This is a genomic window from Pseudoduganella rhizocola (genome assembly GCF_045984285.3).
Taxonomy (GTDB): Bacteria; Pseudomonadota; Gammaproteobacteria; order Burkholderiales; family Burkholderiaceae_D; genus Rugamonas.
Window position 1 is genome coordinate 454,425 of the sequence record NZ_JBJQIK030000001.1, and the last position, 24,961, is coordinate 479,385.

Consider the following 24,961-nt stretch of genomic DNA (forward strand, 5'->3'; position numbering starts at 1 on the left):
ACCCGGATTATTTTAATCCGGGTCTGTCCCCATTTTTCAGGAAACTATTCCACGAAGACAACAGCGGTGCGGGGCGGGACGGTGAAGCTGCCTGCTGCGCTGTCGTAACGCGCGGTGGCCGCACGCTTGTCCGCCGCGGTGGCTGCCGTGTGCACTGGATGCAGCCGGTACTGCTTGCCCGCCGCGCCGGCAATGCTGGCCTCTTCCTTGCCCACGTTGATCAGGTACACAATCGAGCGGAAGCCCGCGCCCGCATAGCCGGAACCGTCGAGCTGCGCCGCTACCACGGTTGGCACCTGCCCAATACCGGTGTTGAGGAACCGCAGCCGCTGCCTGATGTCCTCCGCCGTGCGCATGCGGAACAGCGTGCTGCTGGCGCGGATGCGGAGCAGGTCGCGGAAGGCATCGCGTGCGAAGGCGATGTCGGCGGGCGATGGCCTGAGGCCCGCATCCGCCAGCAGTGGCTTCATCAGCGCGAAGTCCTTGCCGTTGTCCGCAGCGGGCGGCAGGCCGGTGCCGAAGTAGTTGTCCTGGTAGCTCCAGTCCAGGCGGTTGAACCAGTCGCCGGATTCGAAGCTGTTGCGGTCGAGGGATTTGGAGCGCAGGATATCGAAGCCCGCGTGGTAGTAGGCCACGCCCTGGCTGAAGGCATTGATGGCTGCTGCCAGCACCTGCACGCGCGCGCGGTCGGCGCTACTCGTATTACGCGGCAGGCGCATCACGTTCAGGTCATACAGCGTCTGGTTGTCGTGGTTCTCGACGTAGTTGACCACTTCCCCCGGCTGGCTCGCGTAGCCCGCAGGCTGGTCGCCGCCATAGACCAGCGACTGCAATTCACGCACTTCGCCCTGCCAGGTCTGCATGCGGTAGCCCCGGATGGAACCCGCAAGGCCTACCTTCACCATGTCCGATGCCTTCAAGAGCTCTTCGGCGCTGTGCGCGGCGCTGCCGTTCGGATCGTAGACCAGGCCATTGATGAAGCCCTGCTGGGTAATCATCTTATCGCCTGAATCGCCCGCGCCGCCGCCGCGCACCGCGTCGCGGCCACGGTCACTGAAGGTGCCGATGCCGGTGCCATTCAGCGACAGCTGCGAAGCCTGCACAAAGCGCGCGCCGTTCGCCACCTCGCCGAAGTTCCAGCCTTCGCCAATGAGGTTGATATGGCGTCCGGCAGCCTTGTTCACGCGTGCCTGCAAGGCCAGCATGGCTTCGCGCGGCTGGTGCCCCATCAGGTCGAAGCGGAAGGAGTCGATCTTGTAGTGCCTGGCCCACAACTCGGCGGAGTCGATCATCAGCTTTGCCATCATGCGGTGCTCGGTCGCTGTGTTGAAGCAGCAGGTAGAGCTTTCGATCTCGCCCTTGCCGTTCAGGCGGTGATAGTAGCCGGGCACGATGCGGTCCAGCACAGACTTTTCATCCTGTCCGGCGCGGTAGGTGTGGTTGTAGACCACGTCCATGCCGACGCGCAGCCCTGCATTGTGCAGCGCCATCACCATTTCGCGGAACTCGATGATGCGGCGCGCGCCATCGGCGGGGTCGGTGCTGTAGCTGCCTTCCGGGGCACTGTAGTGGTAGGGGTCGTAGCCCCAGTTGTAGCAGTCGCTCAGCTTCGTCTTTTCGATCAGCGCCTGCTGCTGTTCGCTGTCGGCCGCGCCTTCGGGCTTCGGCATGACGCAGCCGTGCTCCGGCACGCTGCCGATGTCGTACACCGGCAGCAGGTGCACGTCGGTCATGCCGGCGCGCGCCAGGGCGCGCAGGTGCTGCATGCCTGCGGAACCGGTTTCCTTGAACGCCGTGTACTTGCCGCGATTGGCCGGGCTCACGGTCGCGTCATTGATCGAGAAATCCCGGACGTGCAACTCGTAGATCGACATGTCCGGCTGCGCCGCCAGCGTGCGGGGTGGGCGCGTGCTGTCCCAGCCCGTGGGTTTGAGTTTGCGGTCGCCAAGGTCCGCGATATAGCTGCGTGCGGAGTCCGTGGACAGGCTCACGGAGTAGGGATCGGTGACGAGATTGCGCACAAGGCCTGCGGCGGGGCTGAACACGTCCACCACATATTTGTAGTACTTGCCCTCCGCTGCTTTGGCTCGTGCGGCCCAGATGCCGGTACCGTGATCCATACGCATCTGCATGAGCGCCGACGCGGGTGAGCCGGCATTCTCGTAGATACAGACCGCCGCTTGCCGTGCAGTGGGCGCCCACAGTTTGAACCTGGCCGTGCCGCCGGACAGCGCAACGCCAAGCCTTGTTTCCTTCTCCGCCGCGGCGTAGCGCGCATCCAGCGCGCCTGCGATTTGCAGGGTGCTTGCCTCCTGTACTACACCCTCGCTGTTTTCGCGCACCAGCACGAACTGGCCGAACAGCGGGGGCGGTTCCGATGCCAGCGCGAGCACCGGCCCGTCGCCCGCATAGCGGTAGCGTGCTGCGGGCAGCGCCTTGACGGAGGCAAGCGCGAAGCTTTGCTCCGGGCCTCGCACGCGTGAGCCGGCCTCAATGCGCAGCGATGCACCCTCGGAGCGATACAGCTTGAACACGCCGTCGCGGCCGGCGCCAGGCCAGAGGATGCGGCGTCCGTCGAGCCACAGTGCGCGCGCTTCCATCTTCGGCGCGGGCTGCAATACGGTTTCGAAAGGCCCGTTGCAGGCGTCCAGCGGAATTGCGCCCGACGCCTGGGCGGAGTCCGCAGCAGCGGCCAGCGCCGCGAAAGTGATGAGGTGCGCGGCTGCGCGCTTGCCGATGGTATTGATAGCCAGTCTCCGTAGGTGTGCAGGTAAGCTGGCCGGTATGTTACCCGAAAGCGCGCGCTATTTGCGGCCCGTGCTGATCTGGTATTTCTTCATTTTGTCGTAGAGCGTTTTGCGCGGCACTTGCAGCGCATCGGCCGCGGCGCCGACGTTGTTGTCCGCTGCGGCAAGCGCGCGCAGGATCAGTTCGCGCTCATAGGCGTCCACCTGCTGCGGCAAGCCGTCCTGCATGTCGCCGCGCGGCGCGGCGGCCGGCGGAAGTTGCTGCACGTGCGGCACGATGCCCAGCGTGAGACGCTCCGCGAAATTACGCAGCTCGCGCACATTGCCGGGCCAGTCGGCTGCCTGCCAGGCCGCCATGTCGGAAGCGCTCCATTGCGGCAGCGGTCGTCCATAGCGTGCAGCAGCCTCCTGCACGAAATGCGCCAGCAGCAGCGGAATGTCGTCACGCCGCTCGTTCAGGCGCGGCAGGTCGATCGATACCACGCCAATACGGTAATAGAGGTCTTCGCGGAACTTGCCTTCGGCGCTCAGCTGCAGCAGGTCTGCCTTGCTGGCGGCGATGATGCGGCAATCCAGCGCCACCGCTTCGTTCGCCCCGAGGCGTTCCAGGCGGCGTTCCTGCAGCACGCGTAGCAGCTTTACCTGCAGCGACATCGGCATGGTTTCAATTTCATCCAGGAAGACCGTGCCGCCGTTCGCGTATTCCAGCTTGCCGATGCGGCGCTTCTGCGCGCCGGTGAAGGCGCCTGCCTCGTGGCCGAAGATCTCGCTCTCGAATACCGATTCCGGCAGCGCTCCGCAATTGATGGCGACGAAATTGCCCTTGCGGCCGCTGGCCGCGTGCAGCACGCGCGCCACCACTTCCTTGCCGGTGCCGGTCTGCCCGTTGATCAGGATGTCCACGCCTGCCGGCCCAACATTGCGGATGGTGAGGCGCAGCTGTTCGATGGCGGGGGAACGGCCGATCAGGTCCGGCGTGTCCGGATGCAGGGCGCGCGCGGTGCGCAGCTGGCGGTTCTCCAGTACCAGGTTGCGGCGTTCCTGCGCACGGCGCACGGCGTCCATCAGGCGGTCGGAAGAGAAGGGCTTCTCGATGAAGTCATAGGCGCCGCTGCGCATGGCCTCCACCGCCATGCTGACGTCGCCGTGGCCGGTGACGACGATGACCGGCAGTTCGGCATCCAGCGCCACTACATGTGCCAGCAGTTCGAGCCCGGAACGGCCGGGCAGGCGCACATCGGTGACGATCACACCGGCAAAGTCTGCCCGCAATATGGCCAGCGCTTCCTCCGCGCTGGCGCAGGCCTGCACGCTGAAACCGCCCAGTTCCAGGGTTTGTGCGGTTGCCAGGCGCAGTGTGGCTTCATCTTCAACAAGGATCGCTTGCAGCGTATTCAATCTGGTGCTCCTTTTGCCAGCGGCAGGCGCAGTTCGAACTGCGCACCGCCACGGTCCTGATTATGCGCCGTCAGCTGTCCGTTCATCGCCTGCACGATAGACGACGAGATGGCCAGTCCCAGCCCCAGCCCCTTGCCGGAAGGCTTGGTGGTGAAGAAGGGCTCGAACAGGTGCGCAGCCACCTGGTCCGGAATGCCGGCGCCGGTGTCGGCGATACGCACCAGTGCATGCTCGCCGTCGCGCGAGAGTGCGATACAGACCTGGCGCTGTTCGGCGCCTTCTACCGCATCCAGCGCATTGCGCAGCAGGTTGATCAGCACCTGCTCGATGCGCACCGCGTCGCCTGCCACCAGCAGCGCTTCATCGCAGGACTCGCTGCACAGCGTGACGTCGTGGCGGCGGAACTCGCTCTCCAGCAGGAAAACGGAAGCACGCACCGATTGCGACAGGTCGACGGTAGCAATGGTTTCGTCCTTGCGTGCGAAGCCCTTCAGCTGGGAGATGATGGCGCCCATGCGCGCGCTGGCGTCGCCGATATGCGTGAGGTTGTTCGCTGCCTGGTCCGACTGGCCCCGTTCCAGGAAGGTGCGCGCGTTGTCGGCAAAGGCGCGGATGGCGGCCAGCGGCTGGTTCAGTTCATGCGTAACGCCGGCGGCCATCTGCCCCAGCATGGCCAGTTTGCCCGCCTGTACCAGCTCGTTCTGTGTGCTGCGCAGCAGGTGTTCGGTCTCCTGCAGCTTGGCGTATTTCTGTTCCAGGTGGCGGTTGGTTTCGCTGAGCTGCGCCGTACGCTCGGCAATGCGGCTGTCAAGTTCCTGTGCCGCCTGCTGCAGCGCTTCGCGTGAGGCGAGCCGTTCTTCGAGCCGCCGCCGCCGCTGGTGCAAGGCCCAGTAGATGGCGCCGGCGCTCGCCAGCAGCAGACCCGCCGCCAGCGCCCATTGCAGGCCGGCGCGCAGCACGCGCGACTGGCTGGGGAACAGCATCAGCTGCCAGCCCAGGCGTCCCACGGGCCGCGTCACGAAGGCGCCGGGATGCTTCGCGAGCGGCGTTACGGTCTGGCCCATGTATTGCTGCGTGCGTGCGAGTTCGCGGAGCGTGGCGTCGTCCAGTGCATGCAGGCTGTGATAGCGCCATTCCGGGCGGTTGCTGAGGAAGATCACGCCGCTGCTGTCGGCGAGCGCAATGGGATCTTCGCTGCTGCGCCAGGTATGTTCGAATTCGGCGAGGCTGATCTTCACGGCGATCACGCCCGCGATGGCGCCGCGCTTGCCATTGCGGTACACCGGCTGCGCGATGAAGTAGCCCGCCTCGCTGGTGCTGGTGCCGATGCCGTAGAAACGGCCGGCGCGACCCTGGATGGCTGCGCGGAAGTAGGGGCGGTAGGAGAAATTCTTGCCGACGAAGCCCAGCGGCTGGTCCCAGTTGCTGGCGCCGATGGTCAAGCCGGTATGGTCCATCAGGTAAAGGGCGCCGACTTTCGCCTGCTGCTGGATGATCTGCAGCGTGGCGTTCAGGCGTTCGATGGCGGCGGGCTCCTGCGGATGGGCGAGCGCGTAAGTGAGGTCCGGCTGCTGGCCGAGCACGAAGGGAAGCGTCTCGAAGCGTTCGAGCACGGACTGCAGGTCGGGCGCCATGAGCTGCAATTGGCGCTGGGCGGCCATCGTGATGTCCTCACGCGCCCGATGCGCCCCCAAAGCAAAAGCTCCCGCAATAATGCAGGCCGCGGCCATCACGGCCGGCAGCAATAACAGGAGCTTTTTCGCGCGCATGGGCAAATTCTACTGCACCGCTTCACTTCGCCTCTGCCACCCTGGGTCAGGCACCCGGCTGTCACATGACACGTGGTGCCTGACCCCATGGTGTCAGTCTACGGCGGCGAGGCGCATTTCGTCGTTGTGGTGGCGCTGCTGCTCTTCCATCACCAGCATGCCGAGCTCGCGCTTCAGGGCGTTGAAGTCGGCCGAGGAGGGATCGCGCAGGCGGGGGATGTCGACCAGCATGTCGCGCTTGACCGTGCCGGGACGGTAGGTCATCACCACGATGCGGTCCGCCAGGTAGATTGCTTCTTCGATGCTGTGCGTGACGAAGATGATCGTCTTTTTCAGCTCGGACCAGATGCGCAGCAGCTCGTCCTGCAGGTTGCGGCGGGTGAGTGCGTCCAGCGCGCCGAACGGCTCGTCCATCAGCATGATCGGCGAGTCCAGCGCGAGCACGCGTGCAATCGCCACGCGCTGGCGCATGCCGCCGGACAGGTCTTTCGGGAAGCGGTTGCGGAAGTCGCTCAGCGACAGCATCTTGAGCAGCTGCTCCACCGTGCTGTCGATCTGCGCCTTCGGCATGCCTTTGATCTCCAGGCCGAAGGCGACGTTCTTCTCCACCGTCATCCACGGGAACAGCGCGTATTCCTGGAATACCATGCCGCGCTCAGGGCCCGGGCCCGTAATCAGCTTGCCGTCCGCGGTGATCTCACCGCTGGACGGCAGCGAGAATCCTGCAATCGCATTCAGCAGCGTCGACTTGCCGCAGCCCGATGGGCCGAGCAGGCAGACGAACTGGCCTTGCGGGATTTCGAGGTTGATGTCCTTCAGCGCGATCACTTCACGGCTGTCGGTCTTGAAGACTTTGTTGACGCCCTTGACGTCGATGTGGGTCGCGTTCATCTCAGTTCTCCAGGCCACGGTGCCAGCGCAGCAGGTGGTTATTCAGTTTGTTCATGCCGATGTCAATGATCAGGCCCAGGATGCCGATGCTGATCATGCCGGCGACGATCTTGTCCGACCAGAAGTACTCGCGTGCTTCAAGAATGCGGAAGCCGAGGCCATTGTTCACCGCGATCATTTCGGACACGATCACCACGATGAACGCCGTGCCGATGCCGATCCGCACACCGGACAGGATGTAGGGTACAGCGGCGGGCAGCATCACGCGCACGAACATCGCACGCTGGCTCACGCCGAGGTTGCGCGCGGCGCGGATGTAGATCCCGTCCACCTGGCGCACGCCGGCGATGGTGTTCATCAGCACCGGGAAGAAGGCGCCCAGCGCAATCAGGAACACGGCAGGGGCATTGCCAAGGCCGAACCACAGGATGGACAGCGGAATGTAGGCGATCGGCGGTATCGGACGCAGCACCTGCATCAGTGGATTCAGCCAGGCGTACATGCGCTGGCTGGCGCCCATCGCCAACCCTATCGGCAGCGCCAGGCCGGCGCCGACGGCGAAGCCGACCAGCACGCGGTACATGGAGCCCAGCGTGTCCATCCACAGTTCGCCCGACAGCGCCCAGCCCAGCCACGATTGCGTGGCAGGATCATAGGCCTGCAGCGGCAGCGCATACTCAACCCACTTCAGCAGCACCGCCAGCGGCGATGGCAGCACTTGCGGGTTGATCCAGCCTAGCATCGCGCACGCTTGCCACAGCGCGATCACGAGTACGGGCACGACCGCGCCCACGGCGATCTCTCGCCATTTAAGATTTGCCATCGTCTGCTCCGCTTATTTGATGTTCAGGCTTTTCTTCGCTTCGTCCAGCAGGTCGGTCTTGACCCACTCGGTGGCCACCGGCGGACGGCGCATTTTGCCCACGCCGGTCTTGGCCATCACGTCCGTCGTGATCTGGATGTGCTGGGCCGTGATGTCGTAGGTGTATGGCGAATTGCTGATGGCATCCTGGAAGTCGTCGGCCGTGATCTGGTTCTTGAAGATCGTTTCGCGCACATACTTTTCCGCCACGGCCTTGTTGTCGATGAAGGTCTTGGTGGCCTGCACGAAGCACTTCATGAACTTGGATGCGGTAGCGCGCTTTTCGTTGTAGAACATCTCGCTCATCACCATGGTGCGAATCGGCTCGCCGATCGGCGTGTCGTATGGCTTCATCACTTCGCGTCCGAATCCTTTATTGATGGCCTGCGAGGACTGCGGCTCCGATTGCATGATGGCGTCCAGGTTCTTGCCCAGCAGCGCCTGGTTCAGGTCGGCGAAGGCGAGGAACACCAGCTGCACATCTTTGCCCGGCTGGTCGGAGAAGGTGAGCCCAGCCTGCTGCAGTTCGGCAGCCAGCAGCACTTCGTGGATGCCGCCGCGCGTGACGCCGACTTTCTTGCCCCTCAGGTCCTTGACCGATTTGATGGCGACATCGCTGCGCGCCACCAGGCGTGCGCCGCCCTGCGCGAAGCCTGCAACGACGAAGATGGGTGCTCCGTTTGCGCGGCCCTGGATCGCTGCTTCGGATGCGGTGGCGCCCACGTCGAGTTCACCGGCCAGGATGGCCTGCATCACGTCCGGGCCTTTGGCGAAGACGTGTTCTTCGACCTTGATGCCGCATTTGGGAGCGATCTCCTTGATGTACGACACGGCGCCGTAGTGCGCGAACTTGAGGTTGCCGAGGCGAACCACTTCCTGCGCATTGGCGGTGGTGGCGAAAGCGGCGGCGAGGGCGAGGGTTAACAGGCGGGCTTTGGTCATGCTGGTCTCCAGGTTGGTTATTGTGTCCATCCATAGAGCAGCTTCCGTGCCAGTGCGGGCGGGAAAGACTAAGTGCTTGATTCGATTCGTTTGGTGCGCCGCCGCACAGGGAGCGGAGGGGCGGCGGCGGGCGGAATTCCGGAAAATTCCGCCGCGCCTTGTGCGGATTTCCGCCCGTCGCGAGCGCGTCGTTCCCGCGCAGGCGGGAACCCAGAAGAGCCGCCGTCACACTCCTGTATTCCCGCCTGCGCGGGAATGACGTTCAGGCCTTGGAGGGGATGGCGCCGTAGCAGGTGGCGTCCGGCGCCACGCGGTAGTTGTCCACCATCTTGTAGCGCGTTGCGTACCACGCGAACAGCGCCGCCGTGGCGATGGCGAAGCCCGCAAAGAAGAACATCTGGAACGCTGCCGTGGACAGGCCCGTACCGGAAATATGGCCCAGCACCGCGTCGTTCTTCACGCTGGAGTTCACCACCAGCACCCACAGGTTGCCCACGGTGACGGCGAGCTGCCAGAAGCTGGTGATGGAGCCCTTCATCGAAGCAGGCGCCTGGCTGTAGGCGAATTCGAGGCCGGTGGCGGACACCAGCACTTCGCCCATGGTCAGCACAATGTAAGGCGCCAGCTGCCACAGCAGCGACATTGGCGTGCCGCCATCCAGCGACAGCTGGATCCAGCCGATGATCAGCCACGCCACGCCGGACAGCGCAATACCCGCGCCCATGCGGCGCAGCGGCGTCGGCTCCACGCCCAGCGCGCGCAGGATGGGGAAGATCAGGATGTTATTCAGCGGGATGAGGATCATCACCATCAGCGGGTTCATGGCCTGCATCTGCGCCGGCAGCAGCTGGAATTCCCAGCCGAAGAGGGACAGCATCGGGCTGGTCATCGCATTCGCCTGCACGATCCAGGTGGATGCCTTCTGGTCGAACAGGGACCAGAACGGCGTCACCAGCGCGAACACCACCAGGATGCGCAGAACGGCGCGTACGCCTTCCACCGCTTCATCCGTATGCTTGCCGCGTGCGCGTTCCAGCTGCATCGAGGTGCCGATGCCGCCGAAGGCCAGCAGCAGCACCAGGGCGGTACATGCGCTGATCACGAAGCCCCATTTCCAGGACATCAGCAGCGCCGCCACGGCGCCCGCGGCGCCCAGCGCCGCAACCGTCAGGCCCGGACGGCCTTTTCCTTCCACTTTCGCCAGCAGTGCGGTGCGCGCAACGCTGGTGAAGGAATGCTCGTTCGGCGCGGCAGGCGGCACGTTCACATACTTTTTGCGGCCGGACCAGAGAATCAGCCAGGCCGCCAGCATCAGCAGGCCGGGAATGCCGAAGGCCACCGAAGGACCGTAGTTCTTCAGGAAGACCGGCATCAGCAGCGACGCGAAGAAGGAGCCGAAGTTGATCATCCAGTAGAAGGCGTCGAACACGATCTTCGATTTGTTCTTGTTGGTCTGGTCGAACTGGTCGCCCACGAAGGCGGAGATCAGCGGCTTGATGCCGCCCGAGCCGAGTGCAATGAGGAAGAGGCCGAAGTAGAAGCCCTTCATATTGTCTTCGAAGATGGCAAGGCAGGCATGCCCGATCACATACACAAGGCTGAGCCAGAAGATGGTGTTGTACTTGCCGTAGAAGCGGTCCGCGAGCCAGCCGCCAAGCAGGGGGAAGAAGTACACGCCGATCACGAAAGTGTGGAAGATGTGCTTCGCTTCGCTGGTGCGGTCCTCCATGATGGGGATGAAGGCCAGCAGGGTGCTGATCAGGAAGGGGGTAAGGATGTTGCGCATCCCGTAGAAGCTGAATCGTTCGCAGCCTTCGGTGGCGACGATGTAAGGAATTTGCCGCGGTAGCGGTCCGTTCCCGGCCTGTTGCTCTGCTTGTGACATGAGGTCTCCCGGATTTGATATGCACGCGATGCTATGCGAACGGTGTGGCCTTGGCAACAGCGGCCTGTGGGGGCGTGTAGTTTGACTACGATTCGCTCAACGATTTATTTTTAGGTGATGTTCTAAGTATTTGATTTTAAAGAAAACGCAGCAACTACATGGAAGGGTTTCCAGATTGAAGATTCGCCAGTCTTCATGTATATTATCTACAAAGCAAATATGGGGACCCCAAGCATGAGCAAACACGCGAATCCGAACTGGTGGCAGGAAGCGATCATCTACCAGGTTTATCCACGCAGCTATCTCGATACCAACGGCGACGGCGTTGGCGATCTGGCGGGTATTACGGACCGGCTGGATTATATTGCGAAACTGGGCGTGGACATCGTGTGGATTTCGCCTTTCTTCAAGTCCCCGATGAAGGATTTCGGCTACGACGTTTCCGATTACTGCGATGTGGACCCGCTGTTCGGCAACCTCGCCGACTTCGACAAGCTGATTGCGAAGGCCCACAGCCTGGGCGTGAAGATCATGATCGACCAGGTCATGTCGCACTGCTCGGAAGACCATCCATGGTTCAAGGAGAGCCGCAGCAGCCGCGATAATCCGAAGGCCGACTGGTTTGTGTGGGCCGATCCGCTGCCGGACGGGAACCCGCCCAACAACTGGCTGTCCGTGTTCGGCGGCTCCTCGTGGCAATGGGATTCGCGCCGCAAGCAGTACTACATGCACAACTTCCTGGTGAGCCAGCCGGACCTGAACTTCCATAACCCGGAAGTGCAGCAGGCCATGCTGGACAGCCTGCGTTTCTGGCTGGAGCGCGGTGTGGACGGCGTGCGCATGGATGCCTGCAACTTCCACTTCCACGACCGCCAGCTGCGCAGCAATCCTCCGGCCCTGGTGCGCGATACCGCGACCGTGACGGACGTGAACCCATACGGCATGCAGGCCCACATCCACGACAAGAGCCAGCCCGAGAATGTGGCCTTCCTGCAGCGCCTGCGGGTACTGCTGGACGAATTCGGCGCCGTGGCCATCGGCGAAGTGGGTGCGGATGATGCGCTGGCCGTGATGGCCGAATACACGGCAGGCGGCGACAAGCTGCACATGGCCTATAGCTTCAACCTGCTGAACGAAATCTGCACCGCCCGGCATATCCGCAAGCAGGTGGAAGATTTCAAGGCGCGTGTGAAGGACGGCTGGGCCTCCTGGTCTGTAGGCAACCATGACGTGCCGCGTGTGACCACGCGCTGGGGCAAGAACCACAATCCCGCCGCATTCGGCAAGCTGGTGCTGGCCATGCAGCTCTCGCTGAAGGGCACTCCCTGCCTGTACCAGGGCGACGAGCTGGCGTTCACCGAAGCCGAAGTGCCGTATGAGCTGATCCAGGACCCTTACGGCATTACCTTCTGGCCCGAGTTCAAGGGCCGCGATGGCTGCCGCACGCCGATCGCATGGACCAATGGCGAGAACGGCGGCTTCACGGCCGGAAAGCCTTGGCTGCCGGTGGCGGAAGAACACAAGGCGGTTGCGGCCTCCCTGCAGGAAGGCGATGCCGATTCTCCGCTGAACTTCGCGCGCCGCATGATCGCCTGGCGCCGCACCATGCCGCAGCTGACGCGCGGCGACATCGTCTTCTATGAAGCGCCGGAACCGGTGCTGGCCTTCCGCCGCGAGCTGCCGGGCGAACGCAGCGTGATCGCCATCTTCAACCTGGGCAAGGAGGCGGTGAACTTCACGCTGCCTGCAGCGAAAGGCGCGCAGAAGCTGGAGCAGCCAGGCCTGCCGGGCGAAGTGGTGGATGGCGAAGTACGGCTGCCGGCCTACGGCGCCTGGTTCGGCTACGCCGCATAAGGGGCCGCGATGAAACAGCTCGACGCCGATAAACTGAGCCGCGCCGCCTTCGCCGACGGACCTCGCCTGCTGGCCGACATTGGCGCCACCCATGCGCGCTTCGCGCTGCAGACGGCGCCCGGCGAATACCAGGCCGTGCGCGTCCTGCAATGCGATGACTACACGGGCATTGTGCCGCTGCTGCGCAGCTATCTTGCGGACCATCCGGACATCAACCTGAATCACGGTGCGCTGGCGCTGGCGAATCCGGTGCATGGCGACTATATCCGCATGACCAACCGCGACTGGCAGTTCTCCACCGACGAGGTGCGGCGCGAACTGGGCCTGCATACGCTGCTGGTGGTGAACGACTTCACCGCGCTGGCGATGGCGATTCCGACCTTCAAACCGGATGACCTGATGCAGGTTGGCGGCGGCTCTCCCGCCGCGAACTCCGTGATCGGCGTGCTCGGGCCGGGTACAGGGCTGGGCTGCTCCGGCGTGATTCCCACCGTGGACGGTTTCGTCACGCTGGGTTCCGAAGGCGGCCACAATAACTTCGCCCCGGCGGACGAACGCGAATACGCCATCCTGCAATATGCATGGCAGACCTGGCCGCACGTATCGAACGAGCGCCTGATCTCAGGCCCCGGCATGGAAATCATCTACCGCGCCATCGCCCGCCGCAACGGCCGCAATGTACGCGACCTGACCTCGCAGCAGATCATCGCCGGCGCCCTGAAGGACAAGGATGCGCTGTGCGTGGAAGTGCTGGAATGCTTCTGCGCCATGCTGGGCGGCGCCGCGGCGAACCTGGCGGTGACGCTGGGCTCCTTCGGCGGCATCTTTATCGGCGGCGGCATCGTGCCGCGCATGGGCGACTGGTTCAAGACCTCGCCGTTCCGCTCCCGCTTCGAAGCGAAGGGGCGCTTCTCGTCCTACCTGGCCGAGATTCCGACCTATGTGATCACCACGCCGAATCCGGCCTTCTACGGTGTGGCGACCATCCTGTCCGAGCACCTGCGCGGCCGCAGCGGCGCCAACACGCTGATGGAGCGCGTGCAGCACCTGCAGCACGAACTCACGCCGGCCGAGCAGCGCGTGGCCCAGCTGGTGCTGGAACAGCCGCGCCTTGTGCTGAACGAGCCGATTGCCGATATCGCGCGCCTGGCGGAAGTGAGCCAGCCGACCGTGATCCGCTTCTGCCGTTCGCTGGGCTTTCTCGGCCTGGCCGACTTCAAGCTCAAGTTCGCGAGCAGCCTGACGGGCGCCATCCCGGTGCGCCACAGCCAGGTGCGTGTGAGCGACAGCACGCATGACCTGAGCGCGAAGGTGATCGACAACACCGTCTCCGCCATCCTCAAGTTCCGCGACCAGCTGGACGTGCGCTCGCTGGACCGTGCCATTGCGCTGGTCAGCAAGGCGAAAAAGGTGGAGTTCTACGCGATGGGGAATTCGCGCGTGGTGGCGCTGGACGGCCAGCACAAGTTCTTCCGCTTCCGTATTCCTACCGCGATGTACAGCGATTCGCACCTGTTCACGCTGGCCGCTGACCTGCTCGGCCCCGGTGACGTGGTGATTGCGATCTCCAATTCCGGCAAGCTGCCGGAGCTGCTGGAAGCGGTGGATGCGGCGCGCAACTGCGGCGCCGACGTCATCGCCATCACCAGCAGCCAGTCGCCGCTGGCCAAGCGCGCCACCGTGTGCCTGGCGGTGGACCACAGTGAAGACAGCAAGACCTTCCTGTCCATGATCTCCCGCATCCTGCAGCTGCTGCTGATCGATATCCTGTCGGTCGGCATTTCGCTGGATGAGCAGAATGCCTCGCTCGTCCTCGAAAACAAATCGGGCACGGCCAGCGACAGCCGCCGCCTCCTGATTTCCCACCTCGACAACTAATCCACCCGCCGTCATTGCCGCGCAGGCGGCAATCCAGGAGTGCAACGATGCGCCCCTGGGTTGCCGCCTGCGCGGCAACGACGTTTACATCGGGCGCTTGCATTTTCCGCGGAATAGTTTACGATATATCTTATTGCGATATATCTTAATGAGGGAATATCATGTTCCACTTCCTGCAAAAACACGTTTTTCATCATCATCACCATGGCATGGGCCATGGGCATGGCCACGGCCGCGGACGCGGCCCCAAAATGTTCGACGCCGGCGCGCTGCGCTACGTTGTACTGCAGCTGATCGCCGAAAAGCCGCGCCACGGCTACGACATCATCAAGGAGCTCGAACAGCGCGCAGGCGCGGGCTATACGCCCAGCCCCGGCGCCATCTACCCGCTGCTGGCCATGCTGGCCGATATGGGCCACGTGGCTGTAACGGCCGACGGCAACAAGAAGCTGCACACCATCACGCCAGAAGGGGAAGCCTTCCTCAATGAAAACCGCGCCATGGTGGACGCGCTGATGGGCCGCATGTCGGCCCAGAATGAGCGCGGCGCCGACGAACTGCGGGGCCTGATGTATGAACTCAAACTCGCCGTCGTGGGCAAGGCCCGCGACAGCGCCGCCACCCCTGAACGCCTGCAGCAGATTGCAGCCATCCTGCGCGCCGCCGCAGCAGATATCAATCAACTCAAATGACCACAACCCTTAATCCATCGCGCGAGCGCCTGGTTCTCTGGCTGCTCGCGCTCACCCAGTTCACCGTCATCATGGACTTCATGGTGATGATGCCGCTTGCGCCCCAGCTTATGCAGGCATTCTCCATCAGCGCCGCCCAGGTATCGGGCGCCGTGTCGGCCTATGCCTGGTGCGCCGGGCTTTCCGGCCTGGCTGCAGTCACCTACATCGACCGTTTCGACCGCAAGCGCATGCTGATGACGATGTTCCTGCTGTTTAACCTGTCGAACCTGGCCTGTGCGCTGGCGCCCAACTTCCATGTGCTGGTGCTGTCGCGCGCCTTCGCGGGGCTGACCGGCGGCGTGCTAGGCGCGATCGTCATGGCCATCATCGGCGACCTCATTGCAGCGAACCGGCGCGGCTACGCAACCGGCATCGTGATGACTTCCTTCAGCATGGCCGCGATTGCAGGCGTCCCGATCGGCATCAGCCTCGCCGCGAAATTCGGCTGGCAGTCGCCGTTCTATATGCTGGTGGTGTTCTCGACCCTGATCTGGATCGCCGGCATGAATGTGCTGCCGCCGCTGCGCGAGCACCTGAACGTGAAGACGCCGTTCTCGCAGGTGCTGCCGGAGCTGGTTGGCCTGTTCCGCGTGCCCGCCCACCTCAAGGCTTTCGCGCTGTCGGCGGTGAATATGTTTACGGGCATGCTGGTGATTCCCTTTATCTCACCGGTGCTGGTGGGGAACCTCGGTGTGCATCCGGGCGATATCACCTGGATCTACCTGGCGGGCGGCGTCACCACCTTCTTCACCTCGCGCCTGATCGGCGTGTGGTCGGACAAGGTGGGCAAGCATACGGTGTACCGCGTGTTTTCGCTGTTCTCCATCGCGCCCATCATGATCATGACGCATATGCCGCAATGGCCGCTGCTGGCGCTGATCCTGTTCTTCCCCTTCTTCATGGTGTCGATGTCGGGACGGAATGTGCCGATGCAGGCGCTGATGACGACGGTGTCCGCGCCACAGAAGCGGGGCGCCTTCCTGAGCGCGAACTCGGCGCTGCAGCAGGTGGGTACGGGACTGGGTGCACTGGCCGGGGGCATGTGGCTCACCACCGACGCGGCGGGCCACATCGGCGGCTACGAAATCAACGGCTGGCTGGCGTCCGCCCTGACGCTGGTGAGCTGCTGGTGGATCGGCAATGTGCGGCCGGCAGCCGCACCGGCGCAGCAGGCTAGCTCGCCTGCGTGACGATCAGGTCCAGCAGGGCCTGGGCCTGTTTCAGCACCGGCCCGGCCAGCGCATCGCGGCCGAATTCGCCGAAGGTGCCGTCGCGCACATGCAGGCCGTCCGTGGCAAGGAAGGTAAAGCGTACATTGCCGAGCGTGGGCGCTGGGCCGCGCGAACGCAGCTGGGCCGTTGCGGCGGCCGGAATCGCGGCGTGCACCAGCATGCGGGCCTGGTGCGCGACTTCCTCCGGTTTTCCTTCGAATACGGCCACACGGCCGGTATGGTTGATGTAGCGTACGCTGCCATCGGCATAGGCCGCCAGCGCATCGTGCCCCTCCTGCATGGGCACCTCGACGACGATGCCCAGCACTTCGGCGGAGCCCGCGCCATGGCCGGCGCTGCGCAGCCAGTGCGATGCCAGCAGGCGCACGCGGCTCTCCTCGCCGGCATCATCGGCAATGGCTTGCACGACACGGGGATCGGGGCTGTCGCCGAACAGCGAGCCTGCAGCGGCTTCGCCCTGCAGGGCCACCAGTGAAGGATCGTCGCAGAACAGCAGCTTGTAGACGAGGTTCAGCTCATCCGAGGCGTAGGGATTGGCGGACGCCTTGCGTCCGCGCAGGGCGGCAAAGATTTTCTTGAACATGGCGCCATGTTACCAGCCGCTGAGTCCTTCTGTCGCGTTCACATGCTGCCAGCTCGGGCGGGCCCGCACCAGGTCCGCCAGCTTGCGCAGCGCGGGCCACTCGGTGGCCGGCTTCGGCATATTGCGCGACCAGCGCATATACATGGTAAGGATGAGGTCTGCTGCCGAGAATTGTTCGCCCAGCAGATAAGGTCCGCCGGCGCTGAGACGCGCATCCAGCTCTTCGAAGCTGGACTCGATCTTGCGGCGCAGCGCATCGCGGCCCTGGCAGTCGTCCTCGGTGGCGTCCAGGTCTTTCGGATAGAACCACAGGCGGTAGGCGGAGCCGAATGTATTGGCCATCCACACCACATCCTGCAGGAAGCGCGCGCGGCCCGGCGTGCCGGGCAGGGGCGCCAGGCCCGATTCCGGATGGCGCTCGGTCAGCAGCAGCATCAGGGCGGCGGATTCGCGCACGGCCTCGCCGTCCACCACCAGCGTCGGCACCACGCCTTGGGGATTCAGTTTGAGGTAGGCCGGGTCGCGCTGGCCTTTCAGATCAACCTGCGCCAGTTCGTAGGGGGCGCCGATCTCGAACAGCGCGGCGTGCAGGGCGAGGCTGGCTGCACCGGGGGCGTAATACAGTGTGTACATGGAAGCTCCAGCTTATTGCGCGCTGCGGCGCGCCATCGGTTTCTTATCGTCGCGCCATTTATCGAGCGACATCAGTTCATCGGTCAGTTCATCTTCCACCAGTATCTCGCCATCAGTGGTGGACACGAGGAAGTTCTCCCAGCGCCGCGCCGCCTCGGGCGCGTTCTCGATAAAGCTGAACTGGTAGAAGTCCTTGCCGTTGACGGCACGCGGCTCGGGATCGTATTCGATCAGCGCGCCATGTACCTTGCCGCCGGAGTTCTTCTCGATCAGCGCGGACCATGTTTTCAGTTCCGGCAGCGCCATCAGGCGGTCGGTGGCCTGTTCGCGGCTCAGCACCGTGGGCGTGGGGGGCTGTGCGGGGGACGGGGCCGTCGCTGCAGGCGCAGCGCGCTGCGGCGCAGTTTCTTCAGCTTGCGGAAGCAGATACCAGGCCAGGCAGGCCGCGGCCAGCAGGCCCGCCACGCTGCCGGCAACGGCGGGGAATCGAATCGAAGAGCGGGGACGCATTGCGCAGGCCCTCAGGTGGAATGAATGGAGCGGACATACTAAACCAAAGATGTCCCTCTATCAACATTTCCTGCTGGCCCTAGCCGCCTGGCTTGTGCGGCGGGAACCACGCGTCCCAGCTTTCCTTGATGCTGGCCTTGACGATGGCCATCGCATCCTTGTCGCCCTTCAGCAGGGCCGTGAAGTAGGCGCGCGCCTGTTTCAGCGACACATCCGGCGGCAGCGGCGGCACGTTCGGATCGGCCACCATCTCCAGCACGCAGGGCCTGTCGCTGGCGAAGGCGCTTTCCCATGCGGGCCCCACATCTTCCGGACGCTCGACCTTGATGCCCTTGAGGCCCAGCAGCTCGGCGTAGGCGGCGTAGGGAAAGTCCGGCACGGTCTGCGATGGCGCGTAGCGCGGGTCGCCGCCCATGGCACGCTGCTCCCAGGTGACCTCATTCAGGTCGCCGTTCTTCAGCACCATGATGGTGAGCTTGCCGTTGCCCCAGCCCTGCCAGTAGCGTGCGATAGTGATCAGTTCATTGATGCCGTTCATCTGCATGGCGCCGTCGCCGACCAGGGCAATCGCATGCCGTTCCGGCAGGGCGAACTTGGCGGCGACAGCATACGGCACGCCGCAGCCCATGGTGGCCAGGCCGCCGCTCACGCTGGCCATCATGCCGCGCCGCATTTTCACATCACGCGCAAACCAGTTGGTGGAAGTGCCGGAGTCGCCGGCGATGATGCAGTTGTCCGGCAGGCGAGGGGAGAGCTCACGGAACACACGCTGCGGATTGATTGGATTGGCCTCGTTCATCGCGCGCGCGTCCAGCACGCGCCACCAGCGCTCCACGCCTTCGCTGATGGTGTTTTGCCAGCTGCGGTCCTGCTTGCGCTCCAGGAGCGGAATGAGGGCGCGCAAGGTATCGCGGGCATCCCCGATCAGGTTGAATTCCATGGGATAGCGCAGGCTGGCGCGCCGGCCGTCGATATCGATCTGCACACCGCGCGCCTGGCCTTCTTTCGGCAGGAATTCGCCGTAGGGGAAGTTGGAGCCCACCATCAGCAGCGTGTCGCAGCCATTCATCATGTCGTGGCTGGGCTTGGTGCCGAGCAGGCCGATGGCGCCGGTGACATAAGGAATATCGTCCGGTACCGCTGCCTTGCCCAACAGGGCCTTGGCGATGCCTGCGCCCAGCAGGTCGGCCACCTCCAGCAGTTCATCCGTGGCGTGCAGCGCGCCGGCGCCGGCGAGGATCGCGACCTTCCTGCCTTCGTTCAGGATGCGCGCGGCCTGCTGCAGCGCTTCCAATGGCGGCACCTGGCTGCGCTCGATCGCGCCTATGCCCGAGTGGACGGAGCCGTGTTCGCGCGGCGGTTCAGGCACGGCGCCGAGGTCCTGCACGTCGTTGGGGATGATGATGCAAGTCACGGTGCGCTGCTCGGCCGCGATGCGGAAGGCGCGGTCGATCAGGTGGCGCACCTGGGCCGCATCGGTGGCCATGTGCACGTATTCGTGGGCCACGTCCTTGAACAGGGAAACGAGATCGACTTCCTGCTGGTAGTCGCCGCCGAGCGAAAGCCGTTTCTGCTGGCCGACGATGGCGACTACCGGCTGGTGGTCGAGCTTCGCATCGTACAAACCGTTCAGCAGGTGGATGGCGCCGGGACCGGAGGTGGCGAGGCAGACGCCCACTTCGCCGGTGAACTTGGCATGGGCGGTGGCCATGAAGGCGGCCATCTCCTCGTGCCGCGCCTGGATGAAGTCGATCTTGTCTTGCCGCCCGAACGCGCCCATGATGCCGTTGATGCCATCGCCCGGATACGCAAACACCCGCCGCACGCCCCAGTCATGCAGGCGTTGCAACAAAAAGTCCCCCACCGTTTTCGCCATCTGATCCTCGCGCAGTAAGCGGCGATCATAGAATCCCCGCGCCGCCGGCGGCGCACGCGATCCTTGAGGCAACAACAGCACAGCCCGTGTCCACCGTGGTGCCTGACCCCAGGGTGGACACGGGCTGTGCAATGAAAAAGGCCGCTTCCGGGGAAGCGGCCTTCTGTCAGACGGTGAGGTCTGGCGGCAATTACATCATGCCGTCCATACCACCCATGCCGCCCATGCCACCCATACCGCCCATGCCGCCGGCTGGCTTGTCTTCTACGACTTCAGCCACCATGCAGTCGGTGGTCAGCATCAGGCCGGCGATCGACGCTGCGTTCTGCAGGGCCGAACGGGTCACTTTGGCTGGATCCAGCACGCCCATTTCAACCATGTCGCCATAGGTGCCGTTGGCGGCGTTGTAGCCGTAGTTGCCTTTGCCTGCCAGCACGGCGTTCACCACCACCGACGATTCTTCGCCGGCGTTCTGAACGATCATGCGCAGTGGCTCTTCCATGGCGCGCAGAACGATCTTGATGCCTGCGTCCTGGTCCGGGTTGTCGCCTTTCAGGTTCAGTGCAGCACGGGCGCGCAGCAGGGCCACGCCGCCGCCTGGCACGATGCCTTCTTCAACGGCGGCACGGGTTGCGTGCAGCGCGTCTTCCACGCGGGCTTTCTTCTCTTTCATTTCGACTTCGGTGGCTGCGCCAACCTTGATCACGGCAACACCGCCGGCCAGCTTGGCCACGCGCTCCTGCAGCTTCTCACGGTCGTAGTCCGAGGTCGCTTCTTCGATCTGCACGCGGATCTGCTTGACGCGCGCTTCGATGCCGGCAGCTTCGCCAGCGCCGTCGATGACGATGGTGTTTTCCTTGCCCACTTCGATACGCTTCGCCTGGCCCAGTTCCTGCAGGGTGATTTTTTCCAGGGTCAGGCCCACTTCTTCCGCCACCACCTGGCCGCCGGTCAGGATAGCGATGTCTTCCAGCATGGCCTTGCGGCGGTCGCCGAAGCCAGGAGCCTTCACTGCGCAGGTTTTCAGGATGCCGCGGATGTTGTTCACCACCAGGGTCGCCAGCGCTTCACCTTCGATGTCTTCAGCGATGATCAGCAGCGGACGGCCGGCCTTGGCCACTTGCTCCAGTACCGGCAGCAGGTCGCGGATGTTGGAGATCTTCTTGTCGCACAGCAGCACGAAAGGCTGCTCCAGCACGGCAACTTGCTTGTCCTGGTTGTTGATGAAGTAAGGGGACAGGTAGCCGCGGTCGAACTGCATGCCTTCCACGATGTCCAGCTCGTCGTTCAGCGACTTGCCGTCTTCCACGGTGATCACGCCTTCCTTGCCCACTTTTTCCATCGCTTCAGCGATACGCTCGCCGATCGAGGCATCCGAGTTGGCGGAGATCGCGCCAACCTGGGCGATTTCCTTGGAGGTGGTGCATGGCTTGGCGATGTTCTTCAGTTCTTCGACGGTCGCTGCCACGGCCTTGTCGATGCCGCGCTTCAGGTCCATCGGGTTCATGCCGGCGGCAACGAACTTCATGCCTTCGCGCACGATGGCTTGTGCCAGCACGGTTGCGGTGGTGGTGCCGTCGCCGGCGTTGTCGCTGGTTTTGGAAGCGACTTCCTTCACCATCTGCGCGCCCATGTTCATGAGCTTGTCTTTCAGTTCGATCTCTTTAGCGACCGACACGCCGTCCTTGGTGACGGTAGGGGCGCCGAAGGAACGCTCCAGCACCACGTTGCGGCCTTTCGGGCCCAGGGTGACTTTAACGGCGTTGGCGAGGATGTTAACGCCTTCAACCATCTTGGCGCGCGCTGCGTCGCCGAAAATAACTTCTTTAGCTGCCATGTGTATTCTCCTGAATTCTTTAAAAGGGGCCGATTACTTGTTAACGATGGCCATGATGTCTTCTTCGCGCATCACCAGCAGCTCTTCGCCGTCAACTTTGACAGCCTGGCCGGAGTATTTGCCGAACAGAACACGGTCACCCACTTTCACTTCCAGCGCGCGCACGGCGCCGCTATCGGTCACTTTGCCGTTACCTACAGCCAGCACCTCACCCTGATCCGGCTTCTCGGCTGCGGCATCAGGAATGATCAGGCCGGACGCAGTTTTGGTTTCCTGGTCCAGGCGTTTGACGATGACGCGATCGTGCAAAGGGCGAAGGTTCATACAAAACTCCTTTAATATTCAGTGGTTAGTGCAAATTTTGCAATTTCTCGCAATACATTGTTAGCACTCGCGGCTAACGAGTGCCAACAATTATAGGGACGACCACTTTCGATTTCAAGTGAGGAAGTTTGCGGATGAGCAAAAAGACACGCCGGCTGAGCAGGCCGGCGTGTAAAAACGGAGGAACAGCAGCGATGGCAGCGGGCGAGCCGCCATCTACTATCTGTCGCCGGCGGCGCCGATTCCTGACAGGACAGTAACAATCTGCTAACTTAGGCGGGTTTTCAGCTCAGGAGTCAGCATGATTACCGTCTTAGGCAAGAGCAGTTCGATCAATGTCCGGAAAGTGCTCTGGACCCTGGCTGCGCTGAAGCAGCCTTATCAACAGGAAGAATGGGGCAGCGGCTTCCGCGACCCGAACGCGCCCGAATTCCTGGCCCTGAACCCGAACGCCATGGTGCCGGTGCTGCGCGACGGCGAACTGGTGCTGTGGGAGTCGAATACGATCAGCCGCTACCTGGCCGCCACCTACGGCCAGGGCGCGCTGCTGCCGTCGGCGCCGCGCGAGCGCGCCCAGGTGGAGCAATGGATGGACTGGCAGGCCACGGAACTGAACCCGGCATGGCGCGGCGCCTTCATGGGGCTGGTGCGCAAGAGCCCGCAGTTTGCGGATCCGGCCGGCATCGAAGCCAGCGCGCAGGCCTGGAACGCCAAAATGGCCATCCTCGAAGCCCAGCTGCAGAAAACCGGCGCCTATGCGGCGGGCAAGGAATTCTCCCTCGCCGATATCGTGCTCGGCCTCTCCACCAACCGCTGGAAGATGACGCCGATCGCGCACGCCGGCCTGCCTGCCGTCGAAGCATGGTACGAGCGCCTGGCATCGCAGCCGGGCTTCAAAGAACATTGCGCGAACGGCACCCCATGAAGCGCTTGATCGCGTTGATGCTGGCCGCGCTGCTGGCCGGCGGCGCCATGGCCGCGCCCACCACGCAGCAGCTGCTCGCGCAGGCGCGCAGCCTCTATGCGAAGAAAGACTATACGGCTTCGGTTGCCGCCTTCCAGCAGGCGATCGCGCAGGGCGCCGGCCATCGCGACGCGCTGTATGACGCCGCCTGCGTGCTGGCGCTGCACGGCAAGCGCGACGACGCGCTGGCGATGGCGGAACGCGCCGCAGCCGCCGGCCTGCGCGGGCGCGTCATGGTCGAGAACGATACCGACCTGGTTTCCCTGCACGGCCAGCCGCGCTGGCTCGCGGTGCTGCGGCAGGTGGAAGCCAATGATGCGGCCTACCGCGCGCAACACGGCGACCCGGACCGCGCACGTATCGTCACTTCGGATATCGACCGCTTCTGGGCCGTCTACGACCGCGCGGCCACGGCAGCCGATCCGGCCGCGCTGTACGATACCGAATACCTGGAGGCCGGCAGCGCAGGCCTGCACGGCTTCATCAACCAGCGCATCGGCAGCGGTGCAAAGCTGCATGCGGCCACGCAGAAATACGCGCGCTACTACCAGTCCATGCGTCCGAATACCTTGCGCGTCAAGGACATGGAAGGTGAAATCCGCGCCTCCCTGCGCAAGTTCAAGACGCTGTACGACGACGCCACCTTCCCGGATATCTATTTCGTCATCGGCGCCATGAGCTCAGGCGGCACTTCCAGCTCGGACGGCCTGCTGATGGGCACCGAGATGTTCAGCCGCGGCGACGGTGTGCCGGTCGACGAGCTCACGCCCTGGCTGCGCAACGGCACCAAGCCGGCCGCGCTGATCCCGAACATCACCGTGCATGAACTGATGCATTTCCAGCAGCAGGTGCCGGAGAATACCCTGCTGGCCGGCGCACTGAAGGAGGGCGTGGCCGATTTCCTGGCGCAGCTGGTATCGCAGGGGAATTTCAACGAGATCACTTACGCTTATGGCTATGCCAATGAAGCGGCCCTGAAGCAGGCCTTCGCCGAAGACATGAAGACCAATGAGCGCAAGCGCTGGTTCGGCGCCGGCAGCATGGAAGGCGAGCGGCCGGCGGACCTGGGCTACTTCATGGGCTTCCGCATCGCGCAGGCCTACTACGCCAAAGCCACCGATAAAAAAGAAGCAATCCGCACGCTGCTGACCTACCGCGATCCGGAACGCATCCTGCGCGAGAGCGGCTACCTGTAAGGCGCCGCAGCCGAAAGCGGTTGACCACGCTTTCGTGCGGCCCTATAGTGACGAAATGATTTCAGATTTCCAAGAACTCTCCGACAAGATCGCCCAGTTGGCGGAACTGACGCAAACACTGCGCCGCGAGAACGCCCAGTTGCGCCAGGCCAATGCTGCTTTAGTCGCTGACAACATGGGCTACCAGCGCCGCCTGTCGGAAGCGCACGAGCGCGTGTCCGCACTGCTGGAAAAAATTCCTGCGCCTGCCGACGAAGCAGCGCCTGAGAAAGAGGACGTGCAATGATCCAGGTCGATGTGACCATCATGGACCAGCCATACCGGCTGGCGTGCAAGGAAGGCGAAGACCGCGCGCTGAAAGAAGCGGCGGCACTGCTGGACAAGAAGATGTGCGGCATCCGCGAGAGCGGAAAAGTGAAGGGCAACGACCGTATTGCCGTGATGGCGGCGCTCAGCATGGCGGCCGAATTCCTGACGGCGAAAGCGCCGGCCGGCCCGCTGTCGGACATGTCGCTGCTGGAAATGCAGCAGAAGATTGGCGCCATGCACAAGGTGCTCGACAGCGCGCTGACGCCGCAAGAAAATCTGTTCTGATTGCGGAAAAGCCTTTCAATGCGGGGCCCGAAGGAGTAAACTCCGTTTCACCCTGCAGTGTTCGCGATTGTCATATATTCCTTGAACCATTTACATGCATCGGTTGTGGAAATTTGTTCGACGGGCGTGAGCGTCGCTAGTCCGATGAACCCGAAGTTGAACTAACCGCAACCACCTTGAGCCGTCAGGTTCGGGATGCCGGCATAGCGGCACAGGCGGGGCCCTATTCAAAAGAAGCGGTTGTTTGCATTT

The 24,961-nt window shown here is 63.5% G+C and carries 21 protein-coding genes and 1 other RNA gene; 9 read left to right on the forward strand and 13 right to left on the reverse strand.

Annotated elements, in window-relative coordinates:
- Positions 1-44: 44 nt before the first annotated feature.
- The 7 genes from ACJRPG_RS02095 to ACJRPG_RS02125 form a co-directional block, all read right to left on the reverse strand.
- Positions 45-2,600 carry an alpha-1,6-glucosidase domain-containing protein gene (locus tag ACJRPG_RS02095; protein WP_407998389.1) on the reverse strand — a complete coding sequence of 852 codons (2,556 nt, stop codon included), beginning with the start codon at positions 2,598-2,600 and terminating at the stop codon, positions 45-47.
- 204 nt (positions 2,601-2,804) lie between these two features.
- Positions 2,805-4,136 carry a sigma-54-dependent transcriptional regulator gene (locus ACJRPG_RS02100; protein ID WP_407998662.1) on the reverse strand — a complete coding sequence of 444 codons (1,332 nt, stop codon included), beginning with the start codon at positions 4,134-4,136 and terminating at the stop codon, positions 2,805-2,807.
- A gap of 5 nt (positions 4,137-4,141) precedes the next feature.
- A complete protein-coding gene (locus ACJRPG_RS02105) occupies positions 4,142-5,914 on the reverse strand; it encodes a sensor histidine kinase (RefSeq protein ID WP_407998390.1) in 1,773 nt (590 codons plus the stop codon).
- 93 nt (positions 5,915-6,007) lie between these two features.
- On the reverse strand, positions 6,008-6,805 hold the full coding sequence (locus ACJRPG_RS02110; protein WP_407998391.1) for an ABC transporter ATP-binding protein: 798 nt from the start codon (positions 6,803-6,805) through the stop codon (positions 6,008-6,010).
- A gap of 1 nt (position 6,806) precedes the next feature.
- Positions 6,807-7,628: an ABC transporter permease gene (locus tag ACJRPG_RS02115; RefSeq protein ID WP_407998392.1), complete on the reverse strand. Its 822-nt coding sequence runs from the start codon at positions 7,626-7,628 to the stop codon at positions 6,807-6,809.
- A gap of 12 nt (positions 7,629-7,640) precedes the next feature.
- Entirely contained in the window at positions 7,641-8,609 is a 969-nt protein-coding gene (locus tag ACJRPG_RS02120) for an ABC transporter substrate-binding protein (protein ID WP_407998393.1), read from the reverse strand.
- 262 nt (positions 8,610-8,871) lie between these two features.
- Positions 8,872-10,494: a POT-type proton-dependent oligopeptide transporter gene (locus tag ACJRPG_RS02125; protein ID WP_407998394.1), complete on the reverse strand. Its 1,623-nt coding sequence runs from the start codon at positions 10,492-10,494 to the stop codon at positions 8,872-8,874.
- 234 nt (positions 10,495-10,728) lie between these two features.
- Here ACJRPG_RS02125 and ACJRPG_RS02130 point away from each other — a divergent pair, with 234 nt between their 5' ends.
- The 4 genes from ACJRPG_RS02130 to ACJRPG_RS02145 all read left to right on the forward strand — a co-directional run bounded on the left by ACJRPG_RS02130 (position 10,729) and on the right by ACJRPG_RS02145 (position 16,150).
- Entirely contained in the window at positions 10,729-12,348 is a 1,620-nt protein-coding gene (locus ACJRPG_RS02130) for an alpha-glucosidase (RefSeq protein WP_407998395.1), read from the forward strand.
- 9 nt (positions 12,349-12,357) lie between these two features.
- The gene (locus ACJRPG_RS02135) at positions 12,358-14,226 is read left to right on the forward strand and encodes a glucokinase (RefSeq protein WP_407998396.1); all 1,869 of its coding nucleotides are present in this window, start codon (positions 12,358-12,360) and stop codon (positions 14,224-14,226) included.
- Positions 14,227-14,387: 161 nt separating this feature from the next.
- The gene (locus ACJRPG_RS02140; protein ID WP_407998397.1) at positions 14,388-14,918 is read left to right on the forward strand and encodes a PadR family transcriptional regulator; all 531 of its coding nucleotides are present in this window, start codon (positions 14,388-14,390) and stop codon (positions 14,916-14,918) included.
- Positions 14,915-16,150 carry an MFS transporter gene (locus ACJRPG_RS02145; protein WP_407998398.1) on the forward strand — a complete coding sequence of 412 codons (1,236 nt, stop codon included), beginning with the start codon at positions 14,915-14,917 and terminating at the stop codon, positions 16,148-16,150. Before ACJRPG_RS02140 ends, ACJRPG_RS02145 begins: the two co-directional genes overlap by 4 nt.
- Here the strand turns inward: ACJRPG_RS02145 and ACJRPG_RS02150 are convergent.
- The 6 genes from ACJRPG_RS02150 to groES all read right to left on the reverse strand — a co-directional run bounded on the left by ACJRPG_RS02150 (position 16,134) and on the right by groES (position 21,955).
- Positions 16,134-16,775, reverse strand: a complete 642-nt coding sequence (locus ACJRPG_RS02150) for a hypothetical protein (protein ID WP_407998399.1) — start codon at positions 16,773-16,775, stop codon at positions 16,134-16,136. The two genes, ACJRPG_RS02145 and ACJRPG_RS02150, sit on opposite strands and share 17 nt — an antisense overlap.
- A gap of 9 nt (positions 16,776-16,784) precedes the next feature.
- Entirely contained in the window at positions 16,785-17,408 is a 624-nt protein-coding gene (locus ACJRPG_RS02155) for a glutathione S-transferase family protein (protein WP_407998400.1), read from the reverse strand.
- A gap of 12 nt (positions 17,409-17,420) precedes the next feature.
- A complete protein-coding gene (locus ACJRPG_RS02160; RefSeq protein ID WP_407998401.1) occupies positions 17,421-17,918 on the reverse strand; it encodes a hypothetical protein in 498 nt (165 codons plus the stop codon).
- A gap of 79 nt (positions 17,919-17,997) precedes the next feature.
- The gene (locus ACJRPG_RS02165; protein ID WP_407998402.1) at positions 17,998-19,794 is read right to left on the reverse strand and encodes a thiamine pyrophosphate-requiring protein; all 1,797 of its coding nucleotides are present in this window, start codon (positions 19,792-19,794) and stop codon (positions 17,998-18,000) included.
- A gap of 190 nt (positions 19,795-19,984) precedes the next feature.
- A complete protein-coding gene (gene groL, locus ACJRPG_RS02170; protein WP_407998403.1) occupies positions 19,985-21,631 on the reverse strand; it encodes a chaperonin GroEL in 1,647 nt (548 codons plus the stop codon).
- Between the two features lie 33 nt (positions 21,632-21,664).
- Positions 21,665-21,955, reverse strand: a complete 291-nt coding sequence (groES, locus tag ACJRPG_RS02175) for a co-chaperone GroES (protein ID WP_407998404.1) — start codon at positions 21,953-21,955, stop codon at positions 21,665-21,667.
- A gap of 301 nt (positions 21,956-22,256) precedes the next feature.
- On the opposite strand from groES, the gene ACJRPG_RS02180 reads away from it, so the two are divergent.
- The 5 genes from ACJRPG_RS02180 (at position 22,257) to ssrS (ending at position 24,935) form a co-directional block, all read left to right on the forward strand.
- Complete coding sequence (locus ACJRPG_RS02180; protein WP_407998405.1) at positions 22,257-22,880, forward strand: glutathione S-transferase family protein; 624 nt, start codon at positions 22,257-22,259, stop codon at positions 22,878-22,880.
- The gene (locus ACJRPG_RS02185; RefSeq protein WP_407998406.1) at positions 22,877-24,115 is read left to right on the forward strand and encodes a gliding motility protein GldB-related protein; all 1,239 of its coding nucleotides are present in this window, start codon (positions 22,877-22,879) and stop codon (positions 24,113-24,115) included. Before ACJRPG_RS02180 ends, ACJRPG_RS02185 begins: the two co-directional genes overlap by 4 nt.
- A 55-nt stretch (positions 24,116-24,170) precedes the next feature.
- Positions 24,171-24,401 carry a hypothetical protein gene (locus ACJRPG_RS02190; protein WP_407998407.1) on the forward strand — a complete coding sequence of 77 codons (231 nt, stop codon included), beginning with the start codon at positions 24,171-24,173 and terminating at the stop codon, positions 24,399-24,401.
- Complete coding sequence (locus ACJRPG_RS02195) at positions 24,398-24,709, forward strand: cell division protein ZapA (RefSeq protein ID WP_407998408.1); 312 nt, start codon at positions 24,398-24,400, stop codon at positions 24,707-24,709. Before ACJRPG_RS02190 ends, ACJRPG_RS02195 begins: the two co-directional genes overlap by 4 nt.
- Before the next feature lie 46 nt (positions 24,710-24,755).
- Positions 24,756-24,935: non-coding RNA, 6S RNA (ssrS, locus tag ACJRPG_RS02200), on the forward strand.
- Positions 24,936-24,961: the final 26 nt, after the last annotated feature.